18 protein-coding genes are annotated in these 24,506 nt (G+C 71.2%); 3 read left to right on the forward strand and 15 right to left on the reverse strand.

The features are described 5' to 3' along the window. Positions 1-392: 392 nt before the first annotated feature. Together ABZT02_RS39615 and ABZT02_RS39620 are read right to left on the reverse strand one after the other, a co-directional pair. Positions 393-3,416, reverse strand: a complete 3,024-nt coding sequence (locus tag ABZT02_RS39615) for an EAL domain-containing protein (RefSeq protein WP_356026787.1) — start codon at positions 3,414-3,416, stop codon at positions 393-395. Positions 3,417-3,856: 440 nt separating this feature from the next. Beyond that, a complete protein-coding gene (locus tag ABZT02_RS39620; protein WP_356026789.1) occupies positions 3,857-4,807 on the reverse strand; it encodes a 2-hydroxyacid dehydrogenase in 951 nt (316 codons plus the stop codon). 75 nt (positions 4,808-4,882) lie between these two features. Between ABZT02_RS39620 and ABZT02_RS39625 the strand changes: the two genes are divergently transcribed. Together ABZT02_RS39625 and ABZT02_RS39630 are read left to right on the forward strand one after the other, a co-directional pair. Then, complete coding sequence (locus ABZT02_RS39625) at positions 4,883-5,881, forward strand: aldo/keto reductase (protein WP_356026791.1); 999 nt, start codon at positions 4,883-4,885, stop codon at positions 5,879-5,881. Positions 5,882-6,177: 296 nt separating this feature from the next. Continuing rightward, positions 6,178-7,359: a PQQ-dependent sugar dehydrogenase gene (locus ABZT02_RS39630; RefSeq protein ID WP_356026793.1), complete on the forward strand. Its 1,182-nt coding sequence runs from the start codon at positions 6,178-6,180 to the stop codon at positions 7,357-7,359. On the opposite strand, the gene ABZT02_RS39635 is transcribed toward ABZT02_RS39630, so the two are convergent. The 7 genes from ABZT02_RS39635 to ABZT02_RS39665 form a co-directional block, all read right to left on the reverse strand. Beyond that, on the reverse strand, positions 7,352-7,564 hold the full coding sequence (locus ABZT02_RS39635; protein WP_356026795.1) for a DUF6191 domain-containing protein: 213 nt from the start codon (positions 7,562-7,564) through the stop codon (positions 7,352-7,354). The genes ABZT02_RS39630 and ABZT02_RS39635 overlap by 8 nt on opposite strands. A 34-nt stretch (positions 7,565-7,598) precedes the next feature. Then, positions 7,599-10,658: an AAA family ATPase gene (locus tag ABZT02_RS39640; protein ID WP_356026952.1), complete on the reverse strand. Its 3,060-nt coding sequence runs from the start codon at positions 10,656-10,658 to the stop codon at positions 7,599-7,601. Positions 10,659-10,798: 140 nt separating this feature from the next. Then, positions 10,799-10,987, reverse strand: a complete 189-nt coding sequence (locus ABZT02_RS39645) for a hypothetical protein (protein ID WP_356026954.1) — start codon at positions 10,985-10,987, stop codon at positions 10,799-10,801. Positions 10,988-11,183: 196 nt separating this feature from the next. Further along, the gene (locus ABZT02_RS39650; RefSeq protein ID WP_356026797.1) at positions 11,184-11,759 is read right to left on the reverse strand and encodes a hypothetical protein; all 576 of its coding nucleotides are present in this window, start codon (positions 11,757-11,759) and stop codon (positions 11,184-11,186) included. Between the two features lie 35 nt (positions 11,760-11,794). Further along, the gene (locus ABZT02_RS39655) at positions 11,795-12,370 is read right to left on the reverse strand and encodes a GNAT family protein (RefSeq protein WP_356026799.1); all 576 of its coding nucleotides are present in this window, start codon (positions 12,368-12,370) and stop codon (positions 11,795-11,797) included. Continuing rightward, the gene (locus tag ABZT02_RS39660) at positions 12,348-14,576 is read right to left on the reverse strand and encodes an MMPL family transporter (protein WP_356026801.1); all 2,229 of its coding nucleotides are present in this window, start codon (positions 14,574-14,576) and stop codon (positions 12,348-12,350) included. The genes ABZT02_RS39655 and ABZT02_RS39660 overlap by 23 nt, the downstream gene beginning before the upstream one ends. Positions 14,577-14,768: 192 nt before the next feature. Further along, complete coding sequence (locus ABZT02_RS39665; RefSeq protein WP_356026803.1) at positions 14,769-15,074, reverse strand: hypothetical protein; 306 nt, start codon at positions 15,072-15,074, stop codon at positions 14,769-14,771. Between the two features lie 140 nt (positions 15,075-15,214). On the opposite strand from ABZT02_RS39665, the gene ABZT02_RS39670 reads away from it, so the two are divergent. After that, a complete protein-coding gene (locus ABZT02_RS39670) occupies positions 15,215-16,021 on the forward strand; it encodes a methyltransferase domain-containing protein (RefSeq protein ID WP_356026805.1) in 807 nt (268 codons plus the stop codon). 51 nt (positions 16,022-16,072) lie between these two features. On the opposite strand, the gene gatB is transcribed toward ABZT02_RS39670, so the two are convergent. The 6 genes from gatB to ligA form a co-directional block, all read right to left on the reverse strand. Next, positions 16,073-17,587, reverse strand: coding sequence for an Asp-tRNA(Asn)/Glu-tRNA(Gln) amidotransferase subunit GatB (gene gatB / locus ABZT02_RS39675; protein WP_356026807.1), 1,515 nt, complete (start codon positions 17,585-17,587; stop codon positions 16,073-16,075). Between the two features lie 15 nt (positions 17,588-17,602). After that, positions 17,603-17,842, reverse strand: coding sequence for a hypothetical protein (locus ABZT02_RS39680; protein ID WP_356026809.1), 240 nt, complete (start codon positions 17,840-17,842; stop codon positions 17,603-17,605). Beyond that, on the reverse strand, positions 17,839-19,332 hold the full coding sequence (gene gatA / locus ABZT02_RS39685; RefSeq protein WP_356026811.1) for an Asp-tRNA(Asn)/Glu-tRNA(Gln) amidotransferase subunit GatA: 1,494 nt from the start codon (positions 19,330-19,332) through the stop codon (positions 17,839-17,841). The genes ABZT02_RS39680 and gatA overlap by 4 nt, the downstream gene beginning before the upstream one ends. 5 nt (positions 19,333-19,337) lie before the next feature. Beyond that, positions 19,338-19,634: an Asp-tRNA(Asn)/Glu-tRNA(Gln) amidotransferase subunit GatC gene (gene gatC / locus ABZT02_RS39690; RefSeq protein ID WP_007384860.1), complete on the reverse strand. Its 297-nt coding sequence runs from the start codon at positions 19,632-19,634 to the stop codon at positions 19,338-19,340. 203 nt (positions 19,635-19,837) lie between these two features. Continuing rightward, positions 19,838-22,039, reverse strand: a complete 2,202-nt coding sequence (locus tag ABZT02_RS39695; protein ID WP_356026813.1) for a bifunctional diguanylate cyclase/phosphodiesterase — start codon at positions 22,037-22,039, stop codon at positions 19,838-19,840. A 271-nt stretch (positions 22,040-22,310) separates the two neighbouring features. Further along, positions 22,311-24,503 (reverse strand): NAD-dependent DNA ligase LigA, encoded by a 2,193-nt coding sequence (ligA, locus tag ABZT02_RS39700; RefSeq protein WP_356026815.1) that lies wholly within the window; start codon positions 24,501-24,503, stop codon positions 22,311-22,313. Between the last annotated feature and the right edge of the window lie 3 nt (positions 24,504-24,506).

A 24,506-nucleotide genomic window follows, 5' to 3' on the forward strand; every position in this document is an offset into this window, starting at 1 on the left:
GGGTCGTACGCCGGAAGGATGGCACCACCGGGAATGCCGAATACCGTCTCGGCGCCGACCTCCTCGAGAGAGCGGATGAGGGACTGCGCGCCCGTGACGTGCTCGGGGGCGGACTGCTGTCCTCCGGATCGGGGCCGCGGCTGCGGATGGGCCCCGGTGGCCTGCTCGGTCATCGTCATTCTCTTCTCGATGCTGAGGGTTTTTGCGAGGTTTGAGCGGTGTACAACTGGTGCCTGTGCAACAAAAAACCCCTCGTGCCATAAGGCAAGCGAGGGGAGCGCGCCGGGTGGGGTCGCTGAGCGATCGAGGGCTCAGCGTCAGCCGACGCGCTTTCCAAGTACGAGAATTCGGGTGCGCATGGCACTGACCCTCCCCCCGGCACGCACCCGGTGTCAAGTGGGTGGGACGGGAGTCTCATTATGTGAGCGGAGGGCCGTCGCACCTGCTGTCGCGCTTCCGAAGACCGCCTGCACACCACTGGTGTACACCCCCGGGCCGCCCCTTTCCATGGTTCCCGCGAACGCTGGCTCCGCGGGGCCGTGCGGCACCGGATAGTGCCCCGTGGCAAGCGCCCTGCGCAGCCGGTACTCGTCCAGCGGCCCCGAGAACGCCATGCCCTGCCCGTGCGTGCAGCCCATCGCGCGCAGGGCGACCACCTGTTCGGGAAGGTCCACCCCGTCGGCGACCGACTGCAGCCCGAGGTCTCCGGCGATTCTGAGCAGCCCGCTGGTGATCTTGTGCAGTCTGGCGGACTCCACGACGCCCTCGACCAGGCTGCGGTCGAGCTTCAGCACATCCACCGGGAGTCTGCGCAGTGCGGTGATCGCCGCGTAGCCGCTGCCGAAGCCGTCCAGGGCGATGCGGACGCCGAGGCGCCGGATCGCGGTCAGCCGGCGCTCCAGCTCGTCCAGCGAGACCCGCGGGTCGGTGTCGGAGAGCTCGATGACCAGCGAACCGGACGGCAGCCCGTGCCGGGTCAGCAGTGCCTCGACGGAGCTCAGGGGCAGCGAGCGGTCCAGCAGCCGCGGGGCGCTCATCCGGACCGCCACGGGCACGGTGAGTCCGGACGCGGCCCGCTCGGCGGCCTGTTCCACGGCCTCCTCCAGGATCCAGCGGCCCAGCTCCTGCGTCCGGTCGCTGTCCTCGGCCACCCGCAGGAACTCGGCGGGCGTGAACAGCACTCCCTGGGAGGAGCGCCAGCGCGCCTGAGCGGAGACCGACGTGATCCGGCCGTCCTCCAGACAGACGACGGGCTGGTGCAACAGGGCGAACTCGCCGTCGTGCAGCGCGGCACGCAGGCGCGTGGCCAGCTCCGCCTTCCGTACGACGTCCTGCTGCATCTGGGGCGCGTACAGCTCGACGCGGCCCTTGCCGCCCGCCTTGGCGCGGTACATCGCCAGGTCCGCGTTGCGCAGGAGCTCGCCCGCTCCGAGGCCGGGTTCGGCGAAGGCGACACCGATGGAGGCGGCGACCCGGACATCGTTGCCGTCGATGAGGTACGGCTGCGAGAGCGTGACCCTGAGGCGGTCGGCGAGCTCCAGGATGTTGCCTTCGCGGGCGGTGCGGTCGCGGGTGCCGTCCCCGACGATCAGCGCGGCGAACTCGTCCCCGCCGAGCCGGGCGGCGGTGTCCCCGTACCGGACGGAGTCCTGCAGTCTGCGGGCGGCCTGGACGAGCAGTTCGTCCCCGGCCTGGTGCCCGATCGTGTCGTTGACGGCCTTGAAGCCGTCCAGGTCGATGAAGAGGACGGCCGTGCCGCGATCGGAGGAACGGCGGCCCGACAGGGCCTGCTGGACGCGCCGGGTGAACAGGGCGCGGTTGGGCAGGTCGGTCAGCGGGTCGTGCTCGGCGTTGTGCTGGAGCTGCGCCTGCAGGCGCACTCTTTCGGTCACGTCCCGGCTGTTGAAGATGAGGCCGCCGTGGTGGCGGTTGACGGTGGACTCGACGTTGAGCCAGCCGCCGTCGCCCGACCGGAAGCGGCACTCGATACGGGTGGTGGGTTCTTCGAGGGGGTTGGCGGCGAGGAAGCGCCGCACCTCGTGCACCACGCAGCCCAGATCCTCCGGGTGGATGAGGCCCGCCAGTTCCGTGCCCACGAGTTCCTCGGCGGGGCGTCCGTAGACACCGGCGGCGGCCGGGGAGACGTACCGGAGGATGCCGTTGGGCGCGGCGATCATGATGACGTCGCTGGAGCCCTGCACCAGGGAGCGGAAGTGGTTCTCCTTCTGCGCGAGCTCCTGGGTGAGGGTGATGTTGTCGAGCAGCATGATCCCCTGGCGCACCACGAGGGCGAGCACGACGGTGCCGCCGGTGAGCAGCACCACGCGGTCCACGCTGCGGCCGTTGAGGACGTTGTAGAGAATCCCCAGCGTGCAGACCGCGGCGGCGAGATACGGCGTGAGGGCGGCCAGCGACCCGGTGATGGGCCGGGTGACCGGATAACGGCCGTGGTCGCCGCCCTGCGCTCCCTGCGCGGACGGGTGGTGCTGGATCCCGAACCGCTGCCTGGGCAGGTGTTCGCGCACCACACGCGTGTGCCCGGCCGGCCGCTGCCGGTCGCCGTTCACGTGCCTTGGCGCGGCCCAGGGGGCGTAGGCCAGGAGCAGGGAGCCGGCGAACCAGCCGGCGTCCAGCAACTGGCCGGAGCGGTAGTCGTTGTGCAGCAGCGGTGAGGTGAACAGGGCATCGCACATCACGGTCAGGGCGAGCGCGCCGATCGCGGTGTTCACCGCGGTGCGGTTGACCGACGAGCGCCGGAAGTGCAGTGCGAGGACCATGCTGACGAGGGCGATGTCCAGCAGCGGATATGCCAGGGACAGCGCGGTGTGCGCCACACTCGGCCCCTCGGACTTCGCCGCCTGGGCGAGGGCCAGGCTCCACGAGAGCGTGAGCAGCGAACCGCCGATCAGCCAGGCGTCGAGACCGAGGCAGACCCAGCCCGCCTTCGTCACCGGCCGCTTGGCGAGGACCAGCAGACCCACGATGGCGGGTGGCGCGAAGCAGAGGAAGAACAGGTCGGCGCAGCTGGGGTTCGGTACCTCCCGGCCCAGGACGACCTCGTACCAGCCCCAGATCAGGTTGCCGAGGGACGCCATGGTCGAGGAGAGCCCGAAGAGCAGCCAGGCGGGTCGAAAGCGGACCCGACGGTTGCGGGCGTAGACGAAGCAGGACACGGCGGCGGTGCCCGCCGCGGCGCTCAGCCCGAAGTCGCCCATGACCAGGGCCACTTCGCGCGAGCCCCAGCCGAGCGCGGCACCGATGGCGTACCCCGCGCACACCACGGCGAGAAGGAGTTGGTGGGCCAACGTCGACCCGCCACGGGAAGCCGGCGGTCGGGAGGGCAGCAGCGCCCCCCTTGCGGGCCGGGCCCGCAGCGCTCCGTCGAGGGTGGTCATGGGAGACGGGGGCGAGCTCACCGGGTCCTCCCGGTCCGCGCCGCTCCGGGGTCCCGGGGGTCCGGGTGCGCCGGGTGCGCATGCCTCCTGCGGCTGCTGTGCCTGCGGTGATGATGGCTGTGGTGACTTCCGTGACCGGCGTGGTGGCCGCGTCTGCGCGCGGCCGTGTGCCAGGGTCGGAGCCGGCTGCCCCGCCGCGTCGGATCGTTGGTCCATAGGCCGTGCATCGCCCGTCGCCCCCCTCACAGTCTGCAAAGTCCATCCCCGGCGCCGAATGATGCGCGGCGCAGCCCCTGTCGGGACGATACACCAGTCTCGTCACTCAGGGACATAGTTCCTCTACGCTCCGTGACGACCAGCGGCGATGCGGGCACGGACCGCGTCCAAAAGATTGCGGAGGGTACCGGAAACGGATTACACGCCTGTTGCGCGCCCGCGCCCGACGGCGCGCTTCGTACGCGTCACGCGCCGTCCGGTCCCGTCGTAAGGATCACGTTGCGCAGGGGCTCCTGGTTCACATAACGGTCCAACTGATCCACCAGCAGGCGCTTGGCGCGCGGCAGGAACGCGGACGTGGGCCCTCCCACATGGGGACTGATGAGTACGCCCGGCGCCTGCCACAAGGGGTGTCCCTGGGGCAGCGGCTCGGGATCGGTCACGTCGAGGGCGGCGGTGATGCGGCCGGTCTCCAGCTCGGCGAGCAGCGCCTTGGTGTCGACGACGGGGCCGCGGGCGACGTTCACGAGGAGCGCGCCGTCCTTCATACGGGCAAGGAATTCGGCGTCGGCCAGGTGACGCGTGGTCTCGTCGAGGGGCGTGGACAGGATCACGACGTCCGCCTCGGGGAGCAGGGCGGGCAGTTCGGCGAGTGGGTGCACGGGGCCGCGCTCCGTGGTGCGCGCGGAGCGCGCGACGCGCGCCACCCGCGCGACCTCGAACGGTACGAGCCGGTCCTCGATGGCGGAGCCGATCGAGCCGTAGCCGACGATGAGGACGTTCTTGTCGGCGAGGGCGGGGTGGAACCCGCCACGCCACTCCCCCTTGTCCTGGGCCCGCACGAAGTCGGGGATCCCGCGCAGCGAGGCGAGGACCAGGGTGAGCGTGAGTTCGGCGGTGCTCGCCTCGTGCACACCGCGTGCGTTGCACAACCGCACCCCGGGACGCAGGTGCTTGAGGCCCGGTGTCACGTTGTCGACGCCCGCCGACAGCGTCTGTACGACCTCGACGGAACTCAGGTGGGGCATCGGCCGCAGGACGACGTCCAGGGGCTTCATGTAGGGGACGACGTAGTACGCGCAGTCGGCCGGGTCCGCCGGGAAGTCCTCCTGGCCGTTCCAGAAGCGGTAGGCGGGGCCCTCGGGGAGCCCCTCGATGTCGTCGGGCGGGATGGGAAGCCACACGTCAGCACTCATGCTCCGGAGGCTATGTCAGGCGCCCGGGAGCCCAGAGGTTAGGTTGGGGGCCGGAACAGGGAGGGTCACGAGCAGGTGGAGCGCAGGACGATCGGCGCGGCGGCGCTCGCGGTGGGAGCCGTCGGACTCGGATGCATGCCGATGAGCTGGGCCTACAGCGGCTCGCGGCAGCGGGGCGACGAGTCGGTCAGGGCCGTGCACCGGGCGCTCGATCTGGGCTCGACACTGCTGGACACGGCCGACATGTACGGCCCGTTCACCAACGAGCTGCTGTTGGGGCGGGTGTTGAAGGAGCGGCGCGAGGACGCGTTCGTGTCGACCAAGGTCGGCCTGCTGGTGGGCGAGCAGCACATCGTGGCCAACGGCCGCCCCGGCTATGTGAGAAGAGCCTGTGACGCGTCGCTGCGGCGGCTCCAGACCGATGTGATCGACCTCTACCAACTGCACCGCGAGGATCCCGAGGTCCCGGTCGAGGAGACCTGGGGCGCGATGGCGGAGCTCGTACAGGCCGGAAAAGTACGGTCGTTGGGGCTGTGCGCGATGGGGGCGCGGGGCGGGCGCCGCTCCGGAACGCGGTTGTACGACGCGACGATCCGGCAGTTGCGGCGGGTCCAGCAGGTCTTCCCGGTGAGCGCGGTGGAGGCGGAGCTGTCGGTGTGGTCGCCGGAGGCTCTGGAGGCGCTGGTGCCGTGGTGCGCGGAGCGCGGTATCGGCTTCCTCGCGGCGATGCCCCTCGGCAACGGCTTCCTGACCGGGACCCTGACCCCGGGTCAGGGCTTCGAACCGGACGACGTCCGCGCCCGCCACCCCCGCTTCACCGCCGAGATGATGGCCGCGAACCAGCCGATCGTCTCCGGCCTGCGCCGCGTCGCGGCCCGGCACGGCGAGGGGGTGACCCCGGCCCAGGTGGCGCTGGCGTGGGTACTGGCACAGGGCGGCCACGTGGTCCCGGTGCCGGGGACCAAGCAGGAACGCTGGGTGACGGAGAACGCGGCCGCGCCCGGACTGCGGCTGACCGCGCAGGACCTCACGGAGGTGGCGGAACTGCCGCCTGCGCAGGGGTCGTGGGACTAGCGGATCCGCCGACTGAGCCAGGGCCGGGGACCGGCGACCGGCGACCGGCGACCGGCGACCGGCGACCGGCGACCGGCGACCGGCGACCGGCGAGCCTGCCGACCGCGCGGGGGCCGCGGACCATCAGCCTGCGGTGGGCGAGGGTCGTGGGCCGGCAAACCCACCCCGGCTCACGCGGCGGGCGGACCCGCAGGCCTGCCGACTGCGAGCGGGTGCGCGCATCGGGTCCGGGAGATCGGGAACCTGTGGGGCGCGAGCGGTGTATGACAGGTAGGACTCGCCGCTTCGAAGGGACCATGATCGTGCATCGTCGAGCTGTGACGGCCGTGCTGGCCGCGACCACGCTCCTGCTCACGGCCGGCTGCTCCTCCGACGGCGGAGGAGGGGGCGGCGGCTCGCCGGACGGCGGGGACACCGCCTCGTCGAGCAGTGCGGCCTCTGGGTCCTCGCCCACCCAGCAGGCCGCGGAGGCGACCCCACCGGCGAAGGGCTCGGTGAAAGTGGTGCGCACGGTCACCGAGGGCCTCAAGACCCCATGGGGCCTCGCCCCGCTCCCGGACGGCGACCTGCTCGTCTCCTCACGGGACGAGGGCACCATCACCCGGGTCGACGGACAGTCGGGCAAGAAGACGGAGCTGGGCCAGGTCTCCGGGGTCTCCGCAGCCGGCGAGGGGGGCCTGCTGGGCATCGCCCTGTCCCCGGACTACGCCTCGGACCACATGGTCTACGCCTACTTCACCTCCGACTCGGACAACCGCCTCGTCAGGATGGTCTACGACGAGCAGAAGGCGTCCGGCGAGCAGCTCGGCGCCCCCGACACCGTCTTCAAGGGCATCCCGAAGGGCTTCATCCACAACGGCGGCCGGATCGCGTTCGGCCCGGACGGCATGCTGTACGCGGGCACGGGTGAGGGCGGCAACACCGGCCTGTCCCAGGACCGCAAGTCCCTGGGCGGCAAGATCCTGCGCCTGACCCCGGAGGGCGACCCGGCCCCGGGCAACCCCTTCCCGGACTCCCCCGTGTATTCGTACGGCCACCGCAATGTGCAGGGTCTGGCGTGGGACTCCAAGCAGCGGATGTTCGCCTCGGAGTTCGGTCAGGACACCTGGGACGAGCTGAACGCGATCAAGCCGGGCGACAACTACGGCTGGCCCACGGCCGAGGGCAAGTCCGACGACAAGAAGTTCCACGACCCGATCACCCAGTGGCACACCGACGACGCCTCCCCCAGCGGTATCGCCTATGCGGAGGGCTCCATCTGGATGGCCGGTCTGAAGGGCCAGCGCCTGTGGCGCATCCCTTTGAAGGGCACCGCGGCCTCTGCCGACCCGCAGGCGTTCCTGAAGGGTGAGTACGGCCGGCTGCGCACGGTCGTCTCGGCGGGCGGGAACAAGTTGTGGCTGGTCACCAGCAACACCGACGGCCGCGGCAGCCCCAAGGCGGGGGACGACAAGATCCTGGAGATACAGGTCAGCTAGCCGGACGCTCGTCCAAGTCCCTGTCCTCGCCCGCGTCCTCGTCCGGCTCAGGCCGGCGGACGACGACCTTCCCGGACGTGAGATCTATCGGTCCGCGCCCGGGGTCGCCGTCTCCGATGTCCTCGCGGGTCAGCTCCAGCCGCTTCTGCTCGTCGCGGGTGTGCTTGCGGCCGGGTGCGAACAGCTCCTCGAACATGTTGAACATGCGGCCTCCCTGCCGGTCTCCTACACCGTACGCCTCACTCCGTGGACGGCGCGTGGAGAGCGTGCGCCGGGAACAGCCCCAGCCGGTGCGCGACCGCCGCCGCCTCTCCCCGTCCGGAGACGCCGAGCTTGGCGAGGATGTTGGACACGTGGACGCTGGCCGTCTTCGGGGAGATGAAGAGTTCCTCGGCGATCTGGCGGTTGGTGCGGCCGAGGGCGACCAGGCGCAGGACGTCGCGTTCGCGGCCGGTGAGGCCGAGGGAGCGGACCGGGTCGGCCCGGTCGGGCGCCGGGGCCGCGGTGAGGGCAAGGCGGGCGCGCTGGGCGAGGAGTGTGACCGCGTCGGCGAGGGGCCGGGCGCCGAGGTGGTCGGCGGTGGCGCGGGCGAGACGCAGGAGTTCGGTGGCCCGGTCGCGTTCGGGCTGCTCGGCGCCACCGGGTGCGGACAGAAGTGACTGGGCGAGCCGGTGGCGGACGCGGGCGAGGTCGTAGGGGCGTTCCAGGGGCTCGAAGGCGGTGAGGGCCTCGCACCAGTGGTCCGGGGTGTCGGCTCGTTCGGCGCGCAGCAGTTCGGCGCGCAGCCAGCGTTCGTGGGCCAGCCACACGGGCGCGTTGGTGGCGAGGGGCCTGGCGGCCTCCCGGATGCGGTCCAGGATCTTCGTACGGCCCTGTTCGGCGACGGGCAGGCCGAGGCTGTCGGCTTCCATGGTGGCGGCGGTGAGCAGCAGGGGCCAGGCGTAGCGCTGGGTGCCGGGCGGGAAGCCGGAGTCCAGGACGCGTTCGAGTTCGGCGCGGGCGTCCAGGATGCGGCCTTCGCCGGCGGCGATTCCGATGGCCAGTTCGCAGAGGGGTATCTCGTGTTGCGGAGCCTTGTCGTGGGTGCCGAAGTAGCCGCGGGCGGCCGACAGTTGGCGGGCGGCTTCGGACAGCTCGCCGCGGGCGAGGGCCAGTCCGGAGCGGGTGCTGGCATGGAAACCGCGGGGCTTGGCGCTCTGGCCGACAAGTTCGGCCTTGGTGGCGGCTTCCGCGGCCCGGTCCCAGCGGCCCAGGGAGTGGAGGGACTCGGCGAGGTTGCCCCAGATCCAGGCCTCCTTGTCGGACAGGCCGAACTTCCGGGCGTAGCCGATGCCTTCTTCCAGGACGGGCACGGCTTCCCGGGAACGCCCGATGGCTTCGAGGGCGCTCGGCAGGTTCACGTAGACACGGCTGGCGACGGCGGAGATGCCGTCCTGGAGAGTCTGCCGCAGGATTTCGAACATCTCGGCCAGCCCGGTCTCGACACCGCCGGACTCGACGATGAGGCCCGCGTGGGTGAGGCGGGCGTTCATCTCGATCTCGCGGGCGCCCACCATGCGGGCGTACTCCACGGCGCGCTCGGCGGCCGAGATGGCCTCGGCGCCGGGGATGTGGACCATGGACCAGTGGGCGACGTCGGCGAGGACCTCGGCGTGGACCTCGGACGGCGGCAGGCCGCGGACCAGGTCCTCGGCGGTGGCCAGTTCGGCCCAGCCGTCGCCGCGGGTCAGCCCCTGGACGAGATGGGAGCGCTGGACCCAGAACCAGGCCGCGCGCAGCGGGTCGCCGTCGTCCCCCAGGAGGTGCAGCGCCCGCTTGGTGATCTTCAGGGCGCGTTCGCGTTCGCCGCCCAGGCGGCCGGCGACGGCGGCCTCGGCCATCAGGTCGAGGTAGCGCAGCGGAGCGGTGGCCGGGGCGCAGCCGCAGGGAGGGTAGACCTCGGTGTAGTCGACGGGGCGCAGGGCGGCCCGGACGTCCTCGGGGGCGGTGTCCCACAGCTCCATCGCGCGTTCCAGGAGCCGGAGTTGTTCGGAGTAGGCATGCCGGCGGCGGGCGGTGACGGAGGCGTCCAGGACGGCGGGCAGCGCCTTGGCGGCGTCGTGGGCGTGGTACCAGTAGCTGGCCAGGCGCATGACCCGCTCGTCGGCGGGGACGAGCGTGGGGTCGGCCTCCAGGGCTTCGGCGTACCGGCGGTTGAGACGGGAGCGTTCGCCGGGCAGCAGGTCGTCGGCGACGGCCTCGCGGACCAGGGAGTGCCGGAAGCGGTAGCCGTCGCCGTCGGGTGCCGGGATGAGGATGTTGGCGTTCACGGCGACCCGCAGGGCCTCGATGAGGTCGTCCTCGGCGAGCCGGGTGACGGCGGCGAGCAGCCGGTACTCCACGGTGGAGCCGCCCTCGGCGGCGACCCGGGCGACCCGCTGGGTGCTCTCGGGCAGCCCCTCGACGCGGACCAGGAGCAGGTCTCGGAGCGAGTCGGTGAGGCCGGTGCCGCAGCCCTCGGTGGCGCAGACGGCGAGTTCCTCGACGAAGAACGCGTTGCCGTCGGAGCGTTCGAAGATCTCGTCGACCTGGGCGGGGTTCGGTTCGGCGGCGAGGATCCCGGCTATCTGGCGGCTCACCTCGTCCCGGTTGAAGCGGCCGAGTTCGATGCGCCGGACCGTGCGCAGGCGGTCGAGTTCGGCGAGCAGGGGGCGCAGCGGGTGGCGGCGGTGGATGTCGTCGGCGCGGTAGGTGGCGAGGACGACCAGGCGGCCGGTGCGCAGGGTGCGGAAGAGGTAGGCCAGAAGGTGGCGGGTGGAGGCGTCGGCCCAGTGCAGGTCCTCCAGGGCGACGACGACGGTGCGCTCGGCGGCGACGCGTTCCAGGAGGCGGGCGGTGAGCTCGAAGAGGCGGGCCAGGCTCTCCTCGTCGTGCCGGCCGGTGCCCCGGGCGGGGATGGCCTCGCCGACCTCGGGCAGCAGCCTGGCCAGTTCCTCCTCCTGACCCGCGGCAGCGGCGGCCAGTTCGTCGGGAAGGGCCCGGCGCAGGGCGCGCAGGGCGGTGGAGAAGGGCGCGAAGGGCAGTCCGTCGGCGCCGATCTCCACGCAGCCGCCGAGGGCGACGACCGCGCCCTGCCGGCAGGCGGCGGTGGCGAACTCCTCGACGAGCCGGGTCTTGCCGACGCCGGCCTCGCCACCGAGCAACAACGCCTGCGGCTCGCCCGCTTCGGCGCGGGCGAGCGCTTCGTTCAGGCTGTTCAGCTCTTCGGCGCGGCCGACGAACACGGGACTGACGGACCTGGTCTCCACGGGCCCGAGCATGACACGCGGGTCCGACGCCACGTCACCGGTTTTCGGGGCGGCCGCGGTTTCCCCAGTGGCCCCGATCGCCGGGAGGACGGCCGCGGTGGTGGCCGCGGGGACGGGCAGGACCGTGCGGCCGTCCTCCCTCCCCCCGGCGCTCACACCGTGCGGAGGAACCGGTGCCGCCGGGGGCGGCCGATATGCGAATCGGCCTCCGCGGTGCGTTCGGCGGCTTCGCGACGGGCGGCGCGGCGGCCGCGCAGGGTCTCGCGGACGAGCCGCTCGTGCTCGGCCTGGCGGATGAGTTCGGCGGAGCGGTACTGGGAGATCTCGTACTCGGGATACATGGCGGCGTCCTTCGCGGAGTCGGTTTCGGGCTTCGCTTTCTGCGATGCCTCCACCTTCGTCTCCGAGGCGGGTCCGCCACATCGGGAGAGTTCCGCATCTTCGGGCGCTGCGGGGGCCTTAGATGCGCAGGAGGGGCCTCAGGGGCTCCGTAAGGTACCTACGGATGCCCTAAGACCCCTCGTGACCTGCGGTTGTTCAGCTCGTGGAGGGCAGGTCCAGCAGGAGGCCGGTGTACTTGAGGACGGCCAGGAGCAGGCCGATGAGCCCGAGCGCGACACCGCCCCAGGCGACGGACTTGATCCACACGGCCTGCGGCTTGCCGGGGGCGCCGAAGGCGGGCCGGGCCAGCACGGCGACACCGACGACCAGGGCGATCAGCGCGAAGATGCCGCCCCACACTGCGGTGGTCTGCCAGGCGTCGCCGTAGACCTCCTTGACCTGCTTGGCGACGGTCGCGGTGGACGAGGTCTCCAGCTGGCCGACGAGGGTCTCGCGGGCGGCGGCCACGGTGCCGATCCAGCTGCCGGTGAGCGAGACCAGGCCGAGCGCGGCGGAGACGACGGCGCCCGCGCCCTGGCCGACGCCGGTGGGGCCCTGCTCCTGGGCTGCCTGGGGCAGCTCGTCCTCGTCTTCGGCGGTGATCTCGTCGTCGGCCGTGGTGTCCTCGGCCTCCGTCACCTCCTCGGTCTTGGCGACGCTCACCTTCTGCTCGTCGGTCGTGGCCTCGGCGCCCGTCTCGGCGCCGGTCTCGTCAGCTGTCTTCGTTCCCATGTCGGGCACCGTACGGATCCTGTCTGAGAGGGGTCTTAATGATCGTTCTGGGCTGCACGGGCGCGTGTCTCACGCCACTCGGGGGCGAGAATCGACCACACCTCGAGGTCGTGCCGTACGCCACGATAGGGGTGGGCCTGACGGCGGACTCCGTCGCGGGTCATTCCCAGGCGCCGGGCGACGTTGATGCTGGCCGTGTTCCCGGATGCGGCGACCCATTCGATCCGGTGGATGCCGCGTTCTTCGACCACCCAGTCGATCAGCACCCGCATGGCGCGAGTGATCAGTCCGCGGCCGGTCGCGGCGGGCTCCAGCCAGCAGCCGACCTCGCAGTTGCCGTGCTCGGCGTCGAGGTTCAGGGTGAGCACTCCGCCGACGAGCTTTCCGTCCAGCCAGATGCCGTGATAGCCGCCGGTGTCGTCGGCACGCATCCGGGCGTACCGCTGGAGCGTCTCGCGCGCGGAGGCCACGTCGACGGCCTGGGAGCCGAAGGGGATGAACTGCCCGATGAACTCGCGGCCCCGCTCCAGGTTGGCCAGGAACTTCTCCGCGTGCCACGGCTCCAGGGGCCGCAGTTCCGCCCCGTCGTCACCCAGCGATATCGCGTACATCCTCGTCCCGCTCCCTCTCCAGCTCCGCCACGACCTCGTCCAGCCTTTCATGCGCGGCACGGCACTCGGGGGGCTCGATGCTGATGCGGGGCATCCGGCTCTCCAGCCAGCCCGGCAGCCACCAGTTGGCGCCGCCGAGCAGGTGCATGAGGGCCGGGACCAGGAGGGTGCGCAGGACGAAGGCGTCGAGGGCCACGGCGGCGGCGAGCGCGATGCCGAACATGGCGATCACGCGGTCACCGCTGAGGACGAAGGCGAGGAAGACGGAGATCATGATGACCGCGGCGGAGTTGATCACCCGGCTGGTCTCGGCGAGGCCGACGCGGACGGCCCGCCGGTTGTCGCCGGTCTCCAGCCACTCCTCGTACATCCGGCTGACCAGGAAGACCTGGTAGTCCATGGAGAGCCCGAAGAGGACCGAGACCATGATCACGGGCAGGAAGGGCTCGATCGGGCCCGCGCGCCCCAGTCCCAGCAGTTCGCTCCCCCAGCCCCACTGGAAGATCGCCACGACCACTCCGAAGGCGGCGGCGACGGCGGCGACGTTCATCGCGGCGGCCTTCAGCGGGATGCCGACGGAGCGGAAGGCGAGCAGGAGCAGCAGACAGCCCAGGCCGATGACGACGCCGACGAACAGGGGCAGCTTGCCGACGATGACGTCCGCGAAGTCGTCGTACGAGGCGGTCATCCCGCCCACGTGGATGTCGAGGGAGGTGCCGGTCTCGGCGCGCGGCAGCACCTCGGTGCGCAGCCGGTCCACCAGGTCGCTGGTCTGCTGGGACTGCGGCGCCGACTCGGGGACGATCGTGAAGTAGGCGAGGTCGCCGCCGGTGTCGTAGGTCACCGGCGTGGTGGACGCGATGCCCTCGGTGGTGCGCAGGGTGGCGTCGAGGTTGTCGAGGAGCAGCTTGTCCTCGGCGCCGTCGACAGGGGTCACCAGCGTCAGCGGGCCGTTGACGCCGGGACCGAACCCGTCGGCCAGGAGGTCGTAGGCCTGCCGGGTGGTCGTGGACTGCGGGTCGTTGCCCTGGTCGGAGGTGCCGAGCCGCAGGCCCAGGGTGGGCAGGGCGAGGACGGTGATGACCACCAGGGCGATGGCGCCGAGCAGCTTGGGGTGCCGTTCCACGAACGCGGACCAGCGGTGGGCGAACCCGGTCGGCAGTTCGGGCTCGGGCCCGTGCTCGGCGAGGCGGCGCCGCTCGCGCCGGCTCAGGGCGCGCATGCCGATGAGGGAGAGCAGGGCGGGCAGCAGGGTCACGGACGCGGCGACCGTGAGGACCACGGTCAGGGAGGCCGCGATCGCGACGCCGTTGAGGAAGCCGAGCCGGAGGATCAGCATCCCCAGCAGGGCGATGCACACCGTGGCACCCGCGAAGACGACCGCGCGCCCGGTGGTGGTGACGGCGTTCTCGACGGACTCGGTGACGCTCAGCCCGCGTTTCAGGCCGCGCCGGTGTCTGGTGACGATGAAGAGCGCGTAGTCGATGCCGACGCCGAGCCCGATCAGCATGCCCAGCATGGGCGCGAAATCGGCGACGGTCATGGCGTGCCCGAGCAGCACGATCCCGGCGTAGGCGGTGCCGACCCCGACCAGGGCCGTGGCGATGGGCAGCAGCGAGGCGGCGAGCGAGCCGAAGGCCAGGAACAGCACCACCGCGGCGACGAGCACGCCGACGACCTCGGCGACATGCCCGCCCGAGGACTCGGTGAGGGCGACGGCGCTGCCGCCCAGCTCCACCTGGAGGCCGTCGGCCTCGGCGTCCTTGGCGGTGCTCACGACGGACTTCGCCTCGGAGGGGTCGATGTCCTCGGCCGAGTCGGCGAAGGTGACGGTGGCGTACGCGGTGTGCTCGTCGGCGCTGACCCGGCCGGAGCCCGCGTCGTCGTACGGGCTGACGACGGCGGCCACGCCGGGCAGGGCCGCGATCTTGTCCAAGGTGGCGGTCATCGTCTGCTCGACGTCGGCGTCGCGGACCGAGCCCGACGTGACGCGCCAGACGACGGTGTCGCTGTCGCCTCCGAGGTGCGGGAAGCCGTCCTGGAGCAGCTGGGTGGCGCGACCCGACTCGGTGCCGGGGACCTCGTAGTCGTTCGAGTACGCGGACCCGGCGACGGCGGCGCCCGCGCTCACACCGCCGAGGGCGAGGAGCCACAGGAGAACGACGACGAGGCGTCGTCGGACACACCAGCGTGCAAGGGCTGCCACGAACGTGCTCCCAGGGTGGTGAATTGTGGATCTTTGACCGGGAACAGTCGTTCCTGTGTGAACGGCCCGCAAAGAACGCGTGAGCAATGCGTGGACCACTCTTGCAGGCAAAAGAGATCGTTTATCGCCGTCGTGCGCTTATTCACAGGAGTGGGAGGCAGATCACAGGACAGTAACGGCCACTCTGTCACGTCAGTCGAACTGGTCACCCAGCGCCATCACCATGACGCCGACGATCAGCAGCCACAGCGCTCTGCGGGTGCGCCCTCGGGAGCCCAGGACCGCCGCGAGCGCACACACCGCGGCGCCGAAGGCGTAGGCCGCCGGCACGAGCGCGGGGGCGGAGCCGGCCACGCGGAGCACCGCCGCGGCCAGACCGGCGAGGGCCAGCAGGGCGCCGGTGCCGGAGGCCGTCCAGCGGGCCCGCCGGGCGTCCAGCACCTGGCCGTCGTACTCCTCCTGTATGTCGGATGGCTCGAAATTCGCAGGACCGTTCATGGCGGGCGAGCGTAGCGTGTTCCGCTGAGTGACCCGGGCCTCCTCCGGCCCTCGACCGAAGCAGGTGCGTTGTTTGAGCGTCCGACCGAGCTCCGCCGTATCCCTTTCCGTCTTTCAGGACTCAAGGAGCCCGTTCACCGATGCCAGACGACATCACCGCGAGGATCTCGAGTGAGGACCTCACCCGGCGCCTGACCCAGGCCCGCTACCCCCGCAGCAACACCTACGACGTCCGCTGGGTCATCGAGAACCAGATGGGCCCGAACGCGCTGTGGCTGCTGGAGTGGCTCGCGCCGGCGCTCGGCCTGGACACTCTGCGGCCCTGCGCCCGCGTGCTCGACCTGGGCTGCGGCCGGGCCATGACCTCGGTCTTCCTGGCCAGGGAGTACGACGTCCAGGTCACCGCGGCCGACCTGTGGGTCAAACCGGACGAGAACGCGCAGCGCATCGCCGAGGCCGGTTTCGCCGACCGGGTGCTGCCGGTGCACACCGAGGCGCACGACCTGCCGTTCGCCGAGGGCAGTTTCGACGCGATCGTGAGCATCGACGCGTACCAGTACTTCGGCACCAACGATCTCTATCTGCCCACGCTGACCAGGCTGTTGAAGCCGGGCGGGCGGATCGGGGTCGTGGTGCCCGCGCTGCGGGAGGAGCCGGAAGGCACCGAACCGCCGGAGCATCTCAAGCAGTGGTGGCAGCCCGACTTCTGGTGCTTCCACACCGCCGACTGGTGGCGGCGCCACTGGACCCGCGGCGGGGCCGTCGAGGTCGAGACGGCCGACTGGCAGCCGGACGGCTGGCGCGACTGGCTGCTGTGGTGCGAGGTGATCGCCGAGGAGAGCCCCGAGGAGTTCCATCGCACCATGGCGCGCGAGGTCGGCGAGATGGTGCGGGCCGACGAGGGCCGCTCGCTGGGCTTCGTACGGCTCGTAGGACGCCGTAAATAACCGTACGGCCCCGGGGGACATGTCCTCCGGGGCCGTACCGCGTGCTTCGGCTCAGCCTTCGCCGACGCCCAGCTTCTCCAGGATCAGCTCCTTGACGCGGGCCGCGTCGGCCTGACCGCGGGTCGCCTTCATGACCGCTCCGACCAGGGCACCGGCAGCGGCGACCTTTCCGGAGCGGATCTTGTCGGCGATCCCCGGGTTGCCGGCGATGGCCTCGTCGACGGCGGTACCCAGTGCGCCCTCGTCGGAGACGACCTTCAGACCGCGCTTGTCGACGACCTCGTCCGGGGTGCCCTCCCCCGCGAGGACGCCTTCGATGACCTGGCGGGCCAGCTTGTCGTTCAGGTCGCCCTTGGAGACCAGCTCGGTGACCCGGGCGACCTGCGCCGGGGTGATGGCCAGTTCGTCGAGCGCCTTGCCGGACTCGTTGGCGCTGCGGGCGAGCTCGCCCATCCACCACTTGCGGGCGGAGGCGGCGTCGGCACCGGCGTCGATGGTGGCGACGATCAGGTCCAGGGCACCGGCGTTGAGGATCGCCTGCATGTCGAGGGCCGTGATGCCCCACTCCGCGACGAGCCGGTTGCGCCGCACCAGCGGCAGTTCGGGCAGCGCCGCCCGGATCTCCTCGACCCACTCGCGTGCGGGGGCCACCGGAACGAGGTCCGGCTCGGGGAAGTACCGGTAGTCCTCGGCCTCCTCCTTCACGCGGCCCGAGGTCGTGGACCCCGTGTCCTCGTGGAAGTGCCGGGTCTCCTGGATGATCGTCCCGCCGCCGTTCAGTACGGCCGCGTGCCGCTGGATCTCGTAGCGGGCCGCGCGTTCCACGGACCGCAGCGAGTTGACGTTCTTCGTCTCCGAGCGGGTGCCGAACTTCTCGCGGCCGTGCGGGCGCAGCGACAGGTTCACGTCGCAGCGCATCTGCCCCATCTCCATGCGGGCTTCCGACACACCGAGCGCCTTGATGACCTCGCGCAGCTCACGGACGTACGCCCGCGCGACCTCGGGAGCCCGCTCGCCCGCACCCTCGATCGGCTTGGTGACGATCTCGATGAGCGGGATGCCGGCGCGGTTGTAGTCGAGCAGCGAGTGCGAGGCGCCGTGGATTCGGCCCGTCGCGCCGCCCACGTGGGTCGACTTGCCGGTGTCCTCCTCCATGTGGGCGCGCTCGATCTCCACGCGGAAGGTCTCGCCGTCCTCCAGCTGCACGTCGAGGTAGCCGTTGAAGGCGATCGGCTCGTCGTACTGGGAGGTCTGGAAGTTCTTCGGCATGTCCGGATAGAAGTAGTTCTTCCGGGCGAAGCGGCACCACTCGGCGATCTCGCAGTTCAGCGCGAGACCGATCTTGATGGCCGACTCGATGCCGATCGCGTTGACGACCGGGAGCGCGCCGGGCAGGCCGAGGCAGGTGGGGCAGGTCTGCGTGTTGGCGTCCTGACCGAGCTCGGTCGAACAGCCGCAGAACATCTTGGTCTTGGTGCCGAGTTCGACATGGACCTCGAGGCCCATGACGGGGTCGTAGGACGCGAGAGCGTCCTCGTACGACACCAGGTCGGTCGTGGTGGTCACGGTGTAACTTCCCTCTCAGCCCAGCAGGACGTCGTCGTCGCCCAGCCGCTTCAGCTCGCGGTACAGGATGGCGAGGCCGGTGACGACGGCGACGGCGGACACGGCGGCGTCGATCAGAACCAGCGTGTCGTTCTCGGCGCGCGCCTTCTTGAGCCGCTTGGCGACACCGATGGCGCCGAACGCCGTGGTGGCGATGGACAGGTACGTGCCGGACTTGGACTTCTTGAAGTCCTTCGCCTTGGTCAGCTTGCTCACAGCGACGGTGCCTCCTCCAGGAGCGGGTGCCCCCACCTTTCCACGAAGGCGGCCTCGACGGCGGCGCCGACCTTGTAAAGACGGTCGTCCTTCAGGGCCGGGGCGATGATCTGCAGACCGACCGGGAGGTTGTCCTCCGGGGCGAGACCGCACGGCAGCGACATGGCCGCGTTGCCCGCCAGGTTGGTCGGGATGGTGCACAGGTCGGCCAGGTACATCGCCATCGGGTCGTCGGCGCGCTCGCCGATCGGGAAGGCGGTGGTCGGGGTCGTCGGGGAGACGATCACGTCGACCTGCTCGAACGCCTTCTCGAAGTCGCGCGTGATGAGCGTGCGGACCTTCTGCGCGGAGCCGTAGTAGGCGTCGTAGTACCCGCTGGAGAGGGCGTACGTACCGAGCATGATCCGGCGCTTGACCTCGGGGCCGAAGCCCGCCTCCCGGGTGAGGGAGGTGACCTCCTCCGCCGAGTGGCTGCCGTCGTCGCCGGTCCGCCGGCCGTAGCGCAGGCCGTCGAAGCGGGCGAGGTTGGAGGAGCACTCGGAGGGCGCGATCAGGTAGTACGCGGAGAGCGCCAGGTCGAAGGACGGGCAGTCCAGTTCGACGATCTCGGCGCCCAGGTCCTTCAACAGAGCCACGGACTCGTCGAAGCGCTGGATGACGCCGGCCTGGTAGCCCTCGCCGCGGAACTGCTTCACGACACCGACGCGCATGCCGGCGACGCTGCCGTTGCGGGCGGCCTCGACGACCGGCGGAACCGGCGCGTCGATGGAGGTGGAGTCCAGCGGGTCGTGTCCGGCGATGACCTCGTGGAGGAGCGCCGCGTCCAGGACCGTACGGGCGCAGGGGCCGCCCTGGTCGAGGGAGCTGGAGAACGCCACCATGCCGTAGCGGGAGACCGCCCCGTACGTCGGCTTCACGCCGACCGTGCCGGTGACGGCGGCCGGCTGGCGGATGGAGCCGCCGGTGTCGGTGCCGATGGCGAGGGGGGCCATGTGCGCGGCCAGCGCGGCGGAGGAGCCGCCGCCGGAGCCGCCGGGGATCCGGGTGAGGTCCCAGGGGTTGCCGGTCGGGCCGTAGGCGCTGTTCTCGGTGGAGGACCCCATGGCGAACTCGTCCATGTTGGTCTTGCCGAGGATGACGACGTCGGCGGCCTTCAGCCGCTTGGTGAGGGTCGCGTCGTACGGCGGGATCCAGCCCTCGAGGATCTTCGAGCCGACGGTCGTCGGGATGCCCTCGGTGGTGAAGATGTCCTTCAGCGCGAGCGGGACGCCGGCCAGCGGGCCGAGCTTCTCGCCCTTCGCCCGCTTCTCGTCGACGGCGCGGGCCTGCGCGAGCGCGCCCTCGCGGTCGACGTGCAGGAAGGCGTGCACCTTCTCGTCGACGGCCTCGATACGGGCCAGGTGGGCCTCGGTGACCTGCACGGCCGTGAGTTCACCGGAAGCGATCTTCGCGGCGGTCTCGGCGGCGGTCAGCTTGATGATGTCCGTCATGGCGGTTAGTCCTCCCCCAGGATCTGCGGCACCTTGAAACGCTGCTGCTCCTGGGCCGGGGCGCCGGAGAGCGCCTGCTCGGGGGTGAGCGACGGACGGACCTCGTCCGCCCGCATGACGTTCGTCAGCGGGAGCGGGTGCGAGGTCGGCGGTACGTCTTGGTCGGCGACCTCACTGACGCGTGCGACCGCGCCGATGATGTCGTCCAGCTGTCCCGCGAAGTGCTCGAGCTCTTCGGGCTTCAGCTCCAGACGCGCCAGCCGTGCGAGGTGAGCGACCTCCTCGCGCGTGATGCCAGGCATGCAGCGATCCTCTGGGGTGAGTGCGTGTGATGTGGGGCCAATCCTATGGGGCGGGGGCCTCCGGCCGTTAAACGGATTCCCTCGCATCCGGATCGGCCGCCCGCCGTCTGCGGTCCGTCGTGGCCGGCCGCGCCCGCGGCGGAGCCGCATGTCGATGCTGCCCCGCACCCCTGGAGGGCGCTACGGCCCAGGTCGGCCGATCGTCACTCCGCCGCCGGCAAGGCCGCCCGCGGCCGCTGCCAGCCCCTCGATCCCCTGGCCAGCAGCCACGCCGTCGTCTCCTCCGGCGGCATCGCCGCCGCCACCAGCCAGCCCTGTACGGCGTCGCAGCCCATGTCGCGCAGCCGCTCCCAGGTCTCGTCGTCCTCCACGCCCTCCGCCACGACCAGGAGGCCCAGGGAGTGCGCGAGGTCGACCGTGCAGCGGACGATCTCCGCGTCCTCGGTGTCGACGGCCAGCTTGGCCACGAAGGAACGGTCGATCTTCAGTTCGCTGACGGGGAGGCGGCGCAGATGGACCAGGGAGGAGTAGCCCGTGCCGAAGTCGTCCAGCGACATCTTCACGCCGTGCCCGGTCAGCGCGGCGAGGGTGTCCGCGGCCCGCGAGGGGTCCTCCAGGAGGACGTGTTCGGTGATCTCCAGTTGGAGCGCTCCCGCGGGGACGCCGTGCCGGGCCAGGCGCGCGGCCACCGAGCCGGCGAAGCCCGGGGTGTGGACGTCACGCGGGGAGACGTTGACCGCGACCGGGACGAACAGACCCTGCGCCCGCCATTCGGCGACCTGGCCGAGAGCCGTGTCGAGGACGTACTCGGTGAGGTATGGCATCAGCCCGGACGACTCGGCGATCGCGATGAACTCGTCCGGCGGCACCTTCCCGCGCTCCGGGTGCACCCAGCGCACCAGGGCCTCCAGACCGGCGACCTGTCCGTCGAAGCGGACCTTGGGCTGGTAGTGGAGCTGTACATCGTGGGCGTCCAGGGCCCGGCGCAGATCGCCCAGCAGCCCCAGCCGGTCGGGGGTGTTGGAGTCCCGCTTGGACTCGTAGACCTCTACGCCCGTACGGTCCCGCTTGGCCTGGTACATCGCCACGTCCGCCCGCCGCAGCAGCCCCTCGGCGTCCACGGCGTGGTCGGGGAAGACGGCGACCCCGGCGCTGGCCTCCAGGACGAGAGTGAGCCCGTCGAGGTCGAGCGGGGAGCTGAGGGCCGCGACCAGATTGCGGGCGACCCGGGTCGCGGAGGTCGTGGAGTCGGCGACCGGCAGTAAGACGGCGAACTCGTCGCCACCGAGCCGCGCCGCCTCCGCCCCGCGCGGCAGGGCGATCCGCAGCCGGTCGGCGATCTGGAGGAGCAGCCGGTCACCGGCGAGGTGGCCCAGGGTGTCGTTGACCGAACGGAAACGGTCGAGGTCGATGAGCATCAGGGCGGACCGGGCGCCGATGCGCTCGGCGTCGTCCAGGGCGGACCAGATCCGCTCCAGGAGCCACTGCCGGTTGGGCAGTCCGGTCAGCGGGTCGCGCAGTTGCTCCTCGGCGCGGGCCCGGGCCATCCACAGCGTGGAGTCGAGGGCGATGAGGGGGATCGCGAACAGCGGGAGCAGCACCGGCTTGGCGGCGGCGACCACGCAGACCAGCGGGGCGATGCCGAGCAGGGCGACCGCGACCAGGCCCTGTCTGACCAGGGCGGTGCGGGCCACGGTGGGCAGACCGGCGTGTCGGGAGGAGTGCAGATACCAGCCCAGGACCCGGGTGACCGCGAGATAGGCCACGGCGACCAGGACCACCTCGGGGCCGGTGTAGAAGGTCCAGGTGTCGGGGTTCCAGGGGGTCTCGACGGACGGCGACTGGCCGAACACGGCGAGGACCAGCGCGCCGGCGGCTATGCCGAGGATGTCCACCGCGCCGTGCGAGATGCCCTGCCGCCAGCGGTGGCGCCGGGCTATGCCGACCAGCAGCACGACGGTGAGGCTGACCATGCCGGCCGGCACCCAGCCGTACAGCAGCAGGACGGCGAGGGTCAGGGCGGCGCCCGAGCCGGTGCCGCCCCACCAGCGGGCCCGGCCGAGGGCGACCAGATGGCCGACGATGACACCGGTCAGCACGGCCAGCGACCAGCCGACGGTGCCCGACGGGAAGAGCGCGTGGCCGCCGGTGAAGGCCCGGTAGAAGCCCGCGCCCAGCACGAATCCGGCCGCCGCGACGGTCGCCGTGGGCAGCGCGGGCCAGGACAGCTGCCGGTCGGGTTCGTGGTCCGGCATACCGGGGGCGCGTTCGGCGGTGAGCTGTGCGGCGGCACGCCCCTCCGCGCCCGGATGCTCCGACGGCCGCCCAGCCCACCGGCTCGCCCGCCACGCGCCGGTGAGCCGGCGCAGCCGTGAGTCCGGGGCGGCGCTCTCGGTCGGTTCCATTCCCGTCCCTCTCACAGCCGGCGGTGCCCACGCCACGCGGCTCGTTCGCCCGACAAAACCCTCGACGGCGCCGCGTTGGAAACCCTTCGCCCTGCTCATCAGGAGCAAGGGAATGCCCCGGCCGCAGCTGGGCACGGCAGGCGCACATCTCAACAGTAGGCCGCAGAAGGCTTCCACGGGCAGCGGTCGTCGACGGTTGCCCGAATGCGCCCCGGCCACCCGTATGCATCTGGTATGCGCCGATCGGGTGGCCTTCAACCGCCGCTCCTCGCTACTCCTCCGTGGGAAGCGCCACATCGGTGGCCGCTTCGGGGCCCTGTTCCAGCAGGACGTCGAAGCCGTCCTCGTTCAGAACAGGCACCTTGAGTTGCATCGCCTTGTCGTACTTTGACCCTGGATTGTCACCCACGACGACGAAAGACGTCTTCTTCGAAACCGAACCGGTCACTTTCGCCCCTCTGGTCTGCAGCGCCTCTTTGGCTCCGTCGCGGGTGAAGCGCTCCAGGGTGCCGGTGACGACGACGGTGAGCCCTTCGAGGGGACGCGGGCCCTCGTCCTCACCCGAACCCTCCTCCTCCGTGCGCACACCCGCGGCCTTCCACTTGCGCAGGATCTCCTGGTGCCAGTCCTCCGCGAACCACTCCTTGAGGGACTTCGCGATGATCGGGCCGACACCGTCGGTGTTCGCCAGCTCCTCCTCGCTCGCCTGCTGGATGCGGTCGATCGAGCGGAAGTTGCGGGCCAGCGCCTCGGCGGCGACCGGGCCGACATGGCGGATCGACAGACCGGTCAGGACGCGGGCCAGAGGGCGCTCCTTGGCGGCCGCGATGTTCTCCAGCATGGCGACGGCGTTCTTCTTGGGCTCGCCCTGCTGGTTGGCGAAGACCGTGGCGACCTTCTCCTCGCCGGTCTTCGGGTCACGCTTGGGCAGACCGCTGTCCTGGTCGAGGACGTACGCCTTGATGGGCAGCAGTTGCTCGATGGTGAGGTCGAACAGGTCGCCCTCGTCGGTCAGCGGCGGGTCCGAGGGCTCCAGCGGCTTGGTGAGCGCGGCCGCGGCGACGTACCCGAAGTGCTCGATGTCCAGCGACTTGCGGCCCGCGAGGTAGAACAGGCGTTCGCGAAGCTGGGCGGGGCAGGTGCGGGCGTTGGGGCAGCGCAGGTCGACGTCGCCCTCCTTCATGGGCCGCAGCGCGGTGCCGCACTCGGGGCACTCGGCCGGCATCACGAACTCGCGCTCGCTGCCGTCGCGCAGGTCGACCACCGGGCCGAGGATCTCGGGGATCACGTCACCGGCCTTGCGCAGCACCACGGTGTCGCCGATGAGGACGCCCTTCAGCTTGACGACGTCCTGGTTGTGCAGGGTGGCGAACTCGACCTCGGAGCCGGCCACCGTCACCGGCTCGACCTGGGCGTACGGCGTGACCCGGCCCGTACGGCCCACGCCCACACGGATGTTGATGAGCTTGGTGTTGACCTCCTCGGGCGCGTACTTGTACGCGATCGCCCAGCGCGGGGCGCGGGAGGTGGAGCCGAGACGCCCCTGGAGGGGGATCTCGTCGAGCTTGACGACGGCCCCGTCGATCTCGTGCTCCACGGAGTGCCGGTTCTCGCCGAAGTAGGCGATGAACTCCCTCACGCCGTCGAGACCGTCGACCACCTTGTTGTACTTCGCGGTGGGCAGGCCCCAGGACTTGAGAAGGTCGTAACCCTGGGAGAGGCGGGTCATGCCGTCGAAGCCCTCCAGGGCGCCGATGCCGTGCACGACCATGTGCAGGGGGCGGGTGGCGGTGACGCGCGGGTCCTTCTGGCGCAGCGAACCGGCCGCCGCGTTGCGCGGGTTGGCGAAGGGCTTGTCGCCGGCCTCGACCAGACGGGCGTTGAGCTCCTCGAACTTCTCCATCGGGAAGTAGACCTCGCCGCGGATCTCCACGAGGTCGGGGACCTTGTCGCCGGTGAGACGGTCCGGGATCTCGGCGATCGTGCGGACGTTGGGCGTGATGTCCTCGCCGGTGCGGCCGTCGCCGCGGGTCGCCGCGCGGGTGAGGCGGCCGTGCTCGTAGGTGAGGTTGACGGCGAGGCCGTCGACCTTGAGCTCGCACAGCAGGTGGTAGTCGGTGGTGCCGACGTCCTTGGCCACCCGCTCCGCCCAGGCCGCCAGCTCCTCGTCACTGAACGCGTTGTCCAGGGAGAGCATGCGGGAGCGGTGCTGGACGGACGTGAACTCGGTCTCGTACGCCCCCGCGACCTTCTGGGTCGGCGAGTCGGGGGTGCGCAGCTCGGGGTACTCCTCTTCGAGGGCTTCCAGGGAGCGCAGGAGCTTGTCGAAGTCGGCGTCGCTGATGACCGGCGCGTCGTTCACGTAGTACCGGAAGCGGTGCTCCTCGATCTGCTCAGCGAGCTGCGCGTGCTTCTCCCGTGCCTCCGAGGGCACCGTCGTCTCCGCTTGCTTGTCGCCGGCCACCGT

This window comes from Streptomyces sp. NPDC005402 (genome assembly GCF_040606575.1).
Classification (GTDB): Bacteria; Actinomycetota; Actinomycetes; order Streptomycetales; family Streptomycetaceae; genus Streptomyces.

Coding starts and splice junctions, on each gene's coding strand:
- ABZT02_RS39620 (WP_356026789.1), bottom strand. CDS start 4,807: ATGAGTGCTGACGTGTGGCTTCCCATCCCGCCCGACGACATCGAGGGG.
- ABZT02_RS39630 (WP_356026793.1), top strand. CDS start 6,178: ATGATCGTGCATCGTCGAGCTGTGACGGCCGTGCTGGCCGCGACCACG.
- ABZT02_RS39635 (WP_356026795.1), bottom strand. CDS start 7,564: ATGTTCAACATGTTCGAGGAGCTGTTCGCACCCGGCCGCAAGCACACC.
- ABZT02_RS39640 (WP_356026952.1), bottom strand. CDS start 10,658: ATGCTCGGGCCCGTGGAGACCAGGTCCGTCAGTCCCGTGTTCGTCGGC.
- ABZT02_RS39645 (WP_356026954.1), bottom strand. CDS start 10,987: ATGTATCCCGAGTACGAGATCTCCCAGTACCGCTCCGCCGAACTCATC.
- ABZT02_RS39650 (WP_356026797.1), bottom strand. CDS start 11,759: ATGGGAACGAAGACAGCTGACGAGACCGGCGCCGAGACGGGCGCCGAG.
- ABZT02_RS39655 (WP_356026799.1), bottom strand. CDS start 12,370: ATGTACGCGATATCGCTGGGTGACGACGGGGCGGAACTGCGGCCCCTG.
- ABZT02_RS39665 (WP_356026803.1), bottom strand. CDS start 15,074: ATGAACGGTCCTGCGAATTTCGAGCCATCCGACATACAGGAGGAGTAC.
- ABZT02_RS39670 (WP_356026805.1), top strand. CDS start 15,215: ATGCCAGACGACATCACCGCGAGGATCTCGAGTGAGGACCTCACCCGG.
- gatA (WP_356026811.1), bottom strand. CDS start 19,332: ATGACGGACATCATCAAGCTGACCGCCGCCGAGACCGCCGCGAAGATC.
- gatC (WP_007384860.1), bottom strand. CDS start 19,634: ATGCCTGGCATCACGCGCGAGGAGGTCGCTCACCTCGCACGGCTGGCG.
- ABZT02_RS39695 (WP_356026813.1), bottom strand. CDS start 22,039: ATGGAACCGACCGAGAGCGCCGCCCCGGACTCACGGCTGCGCCGGCTC.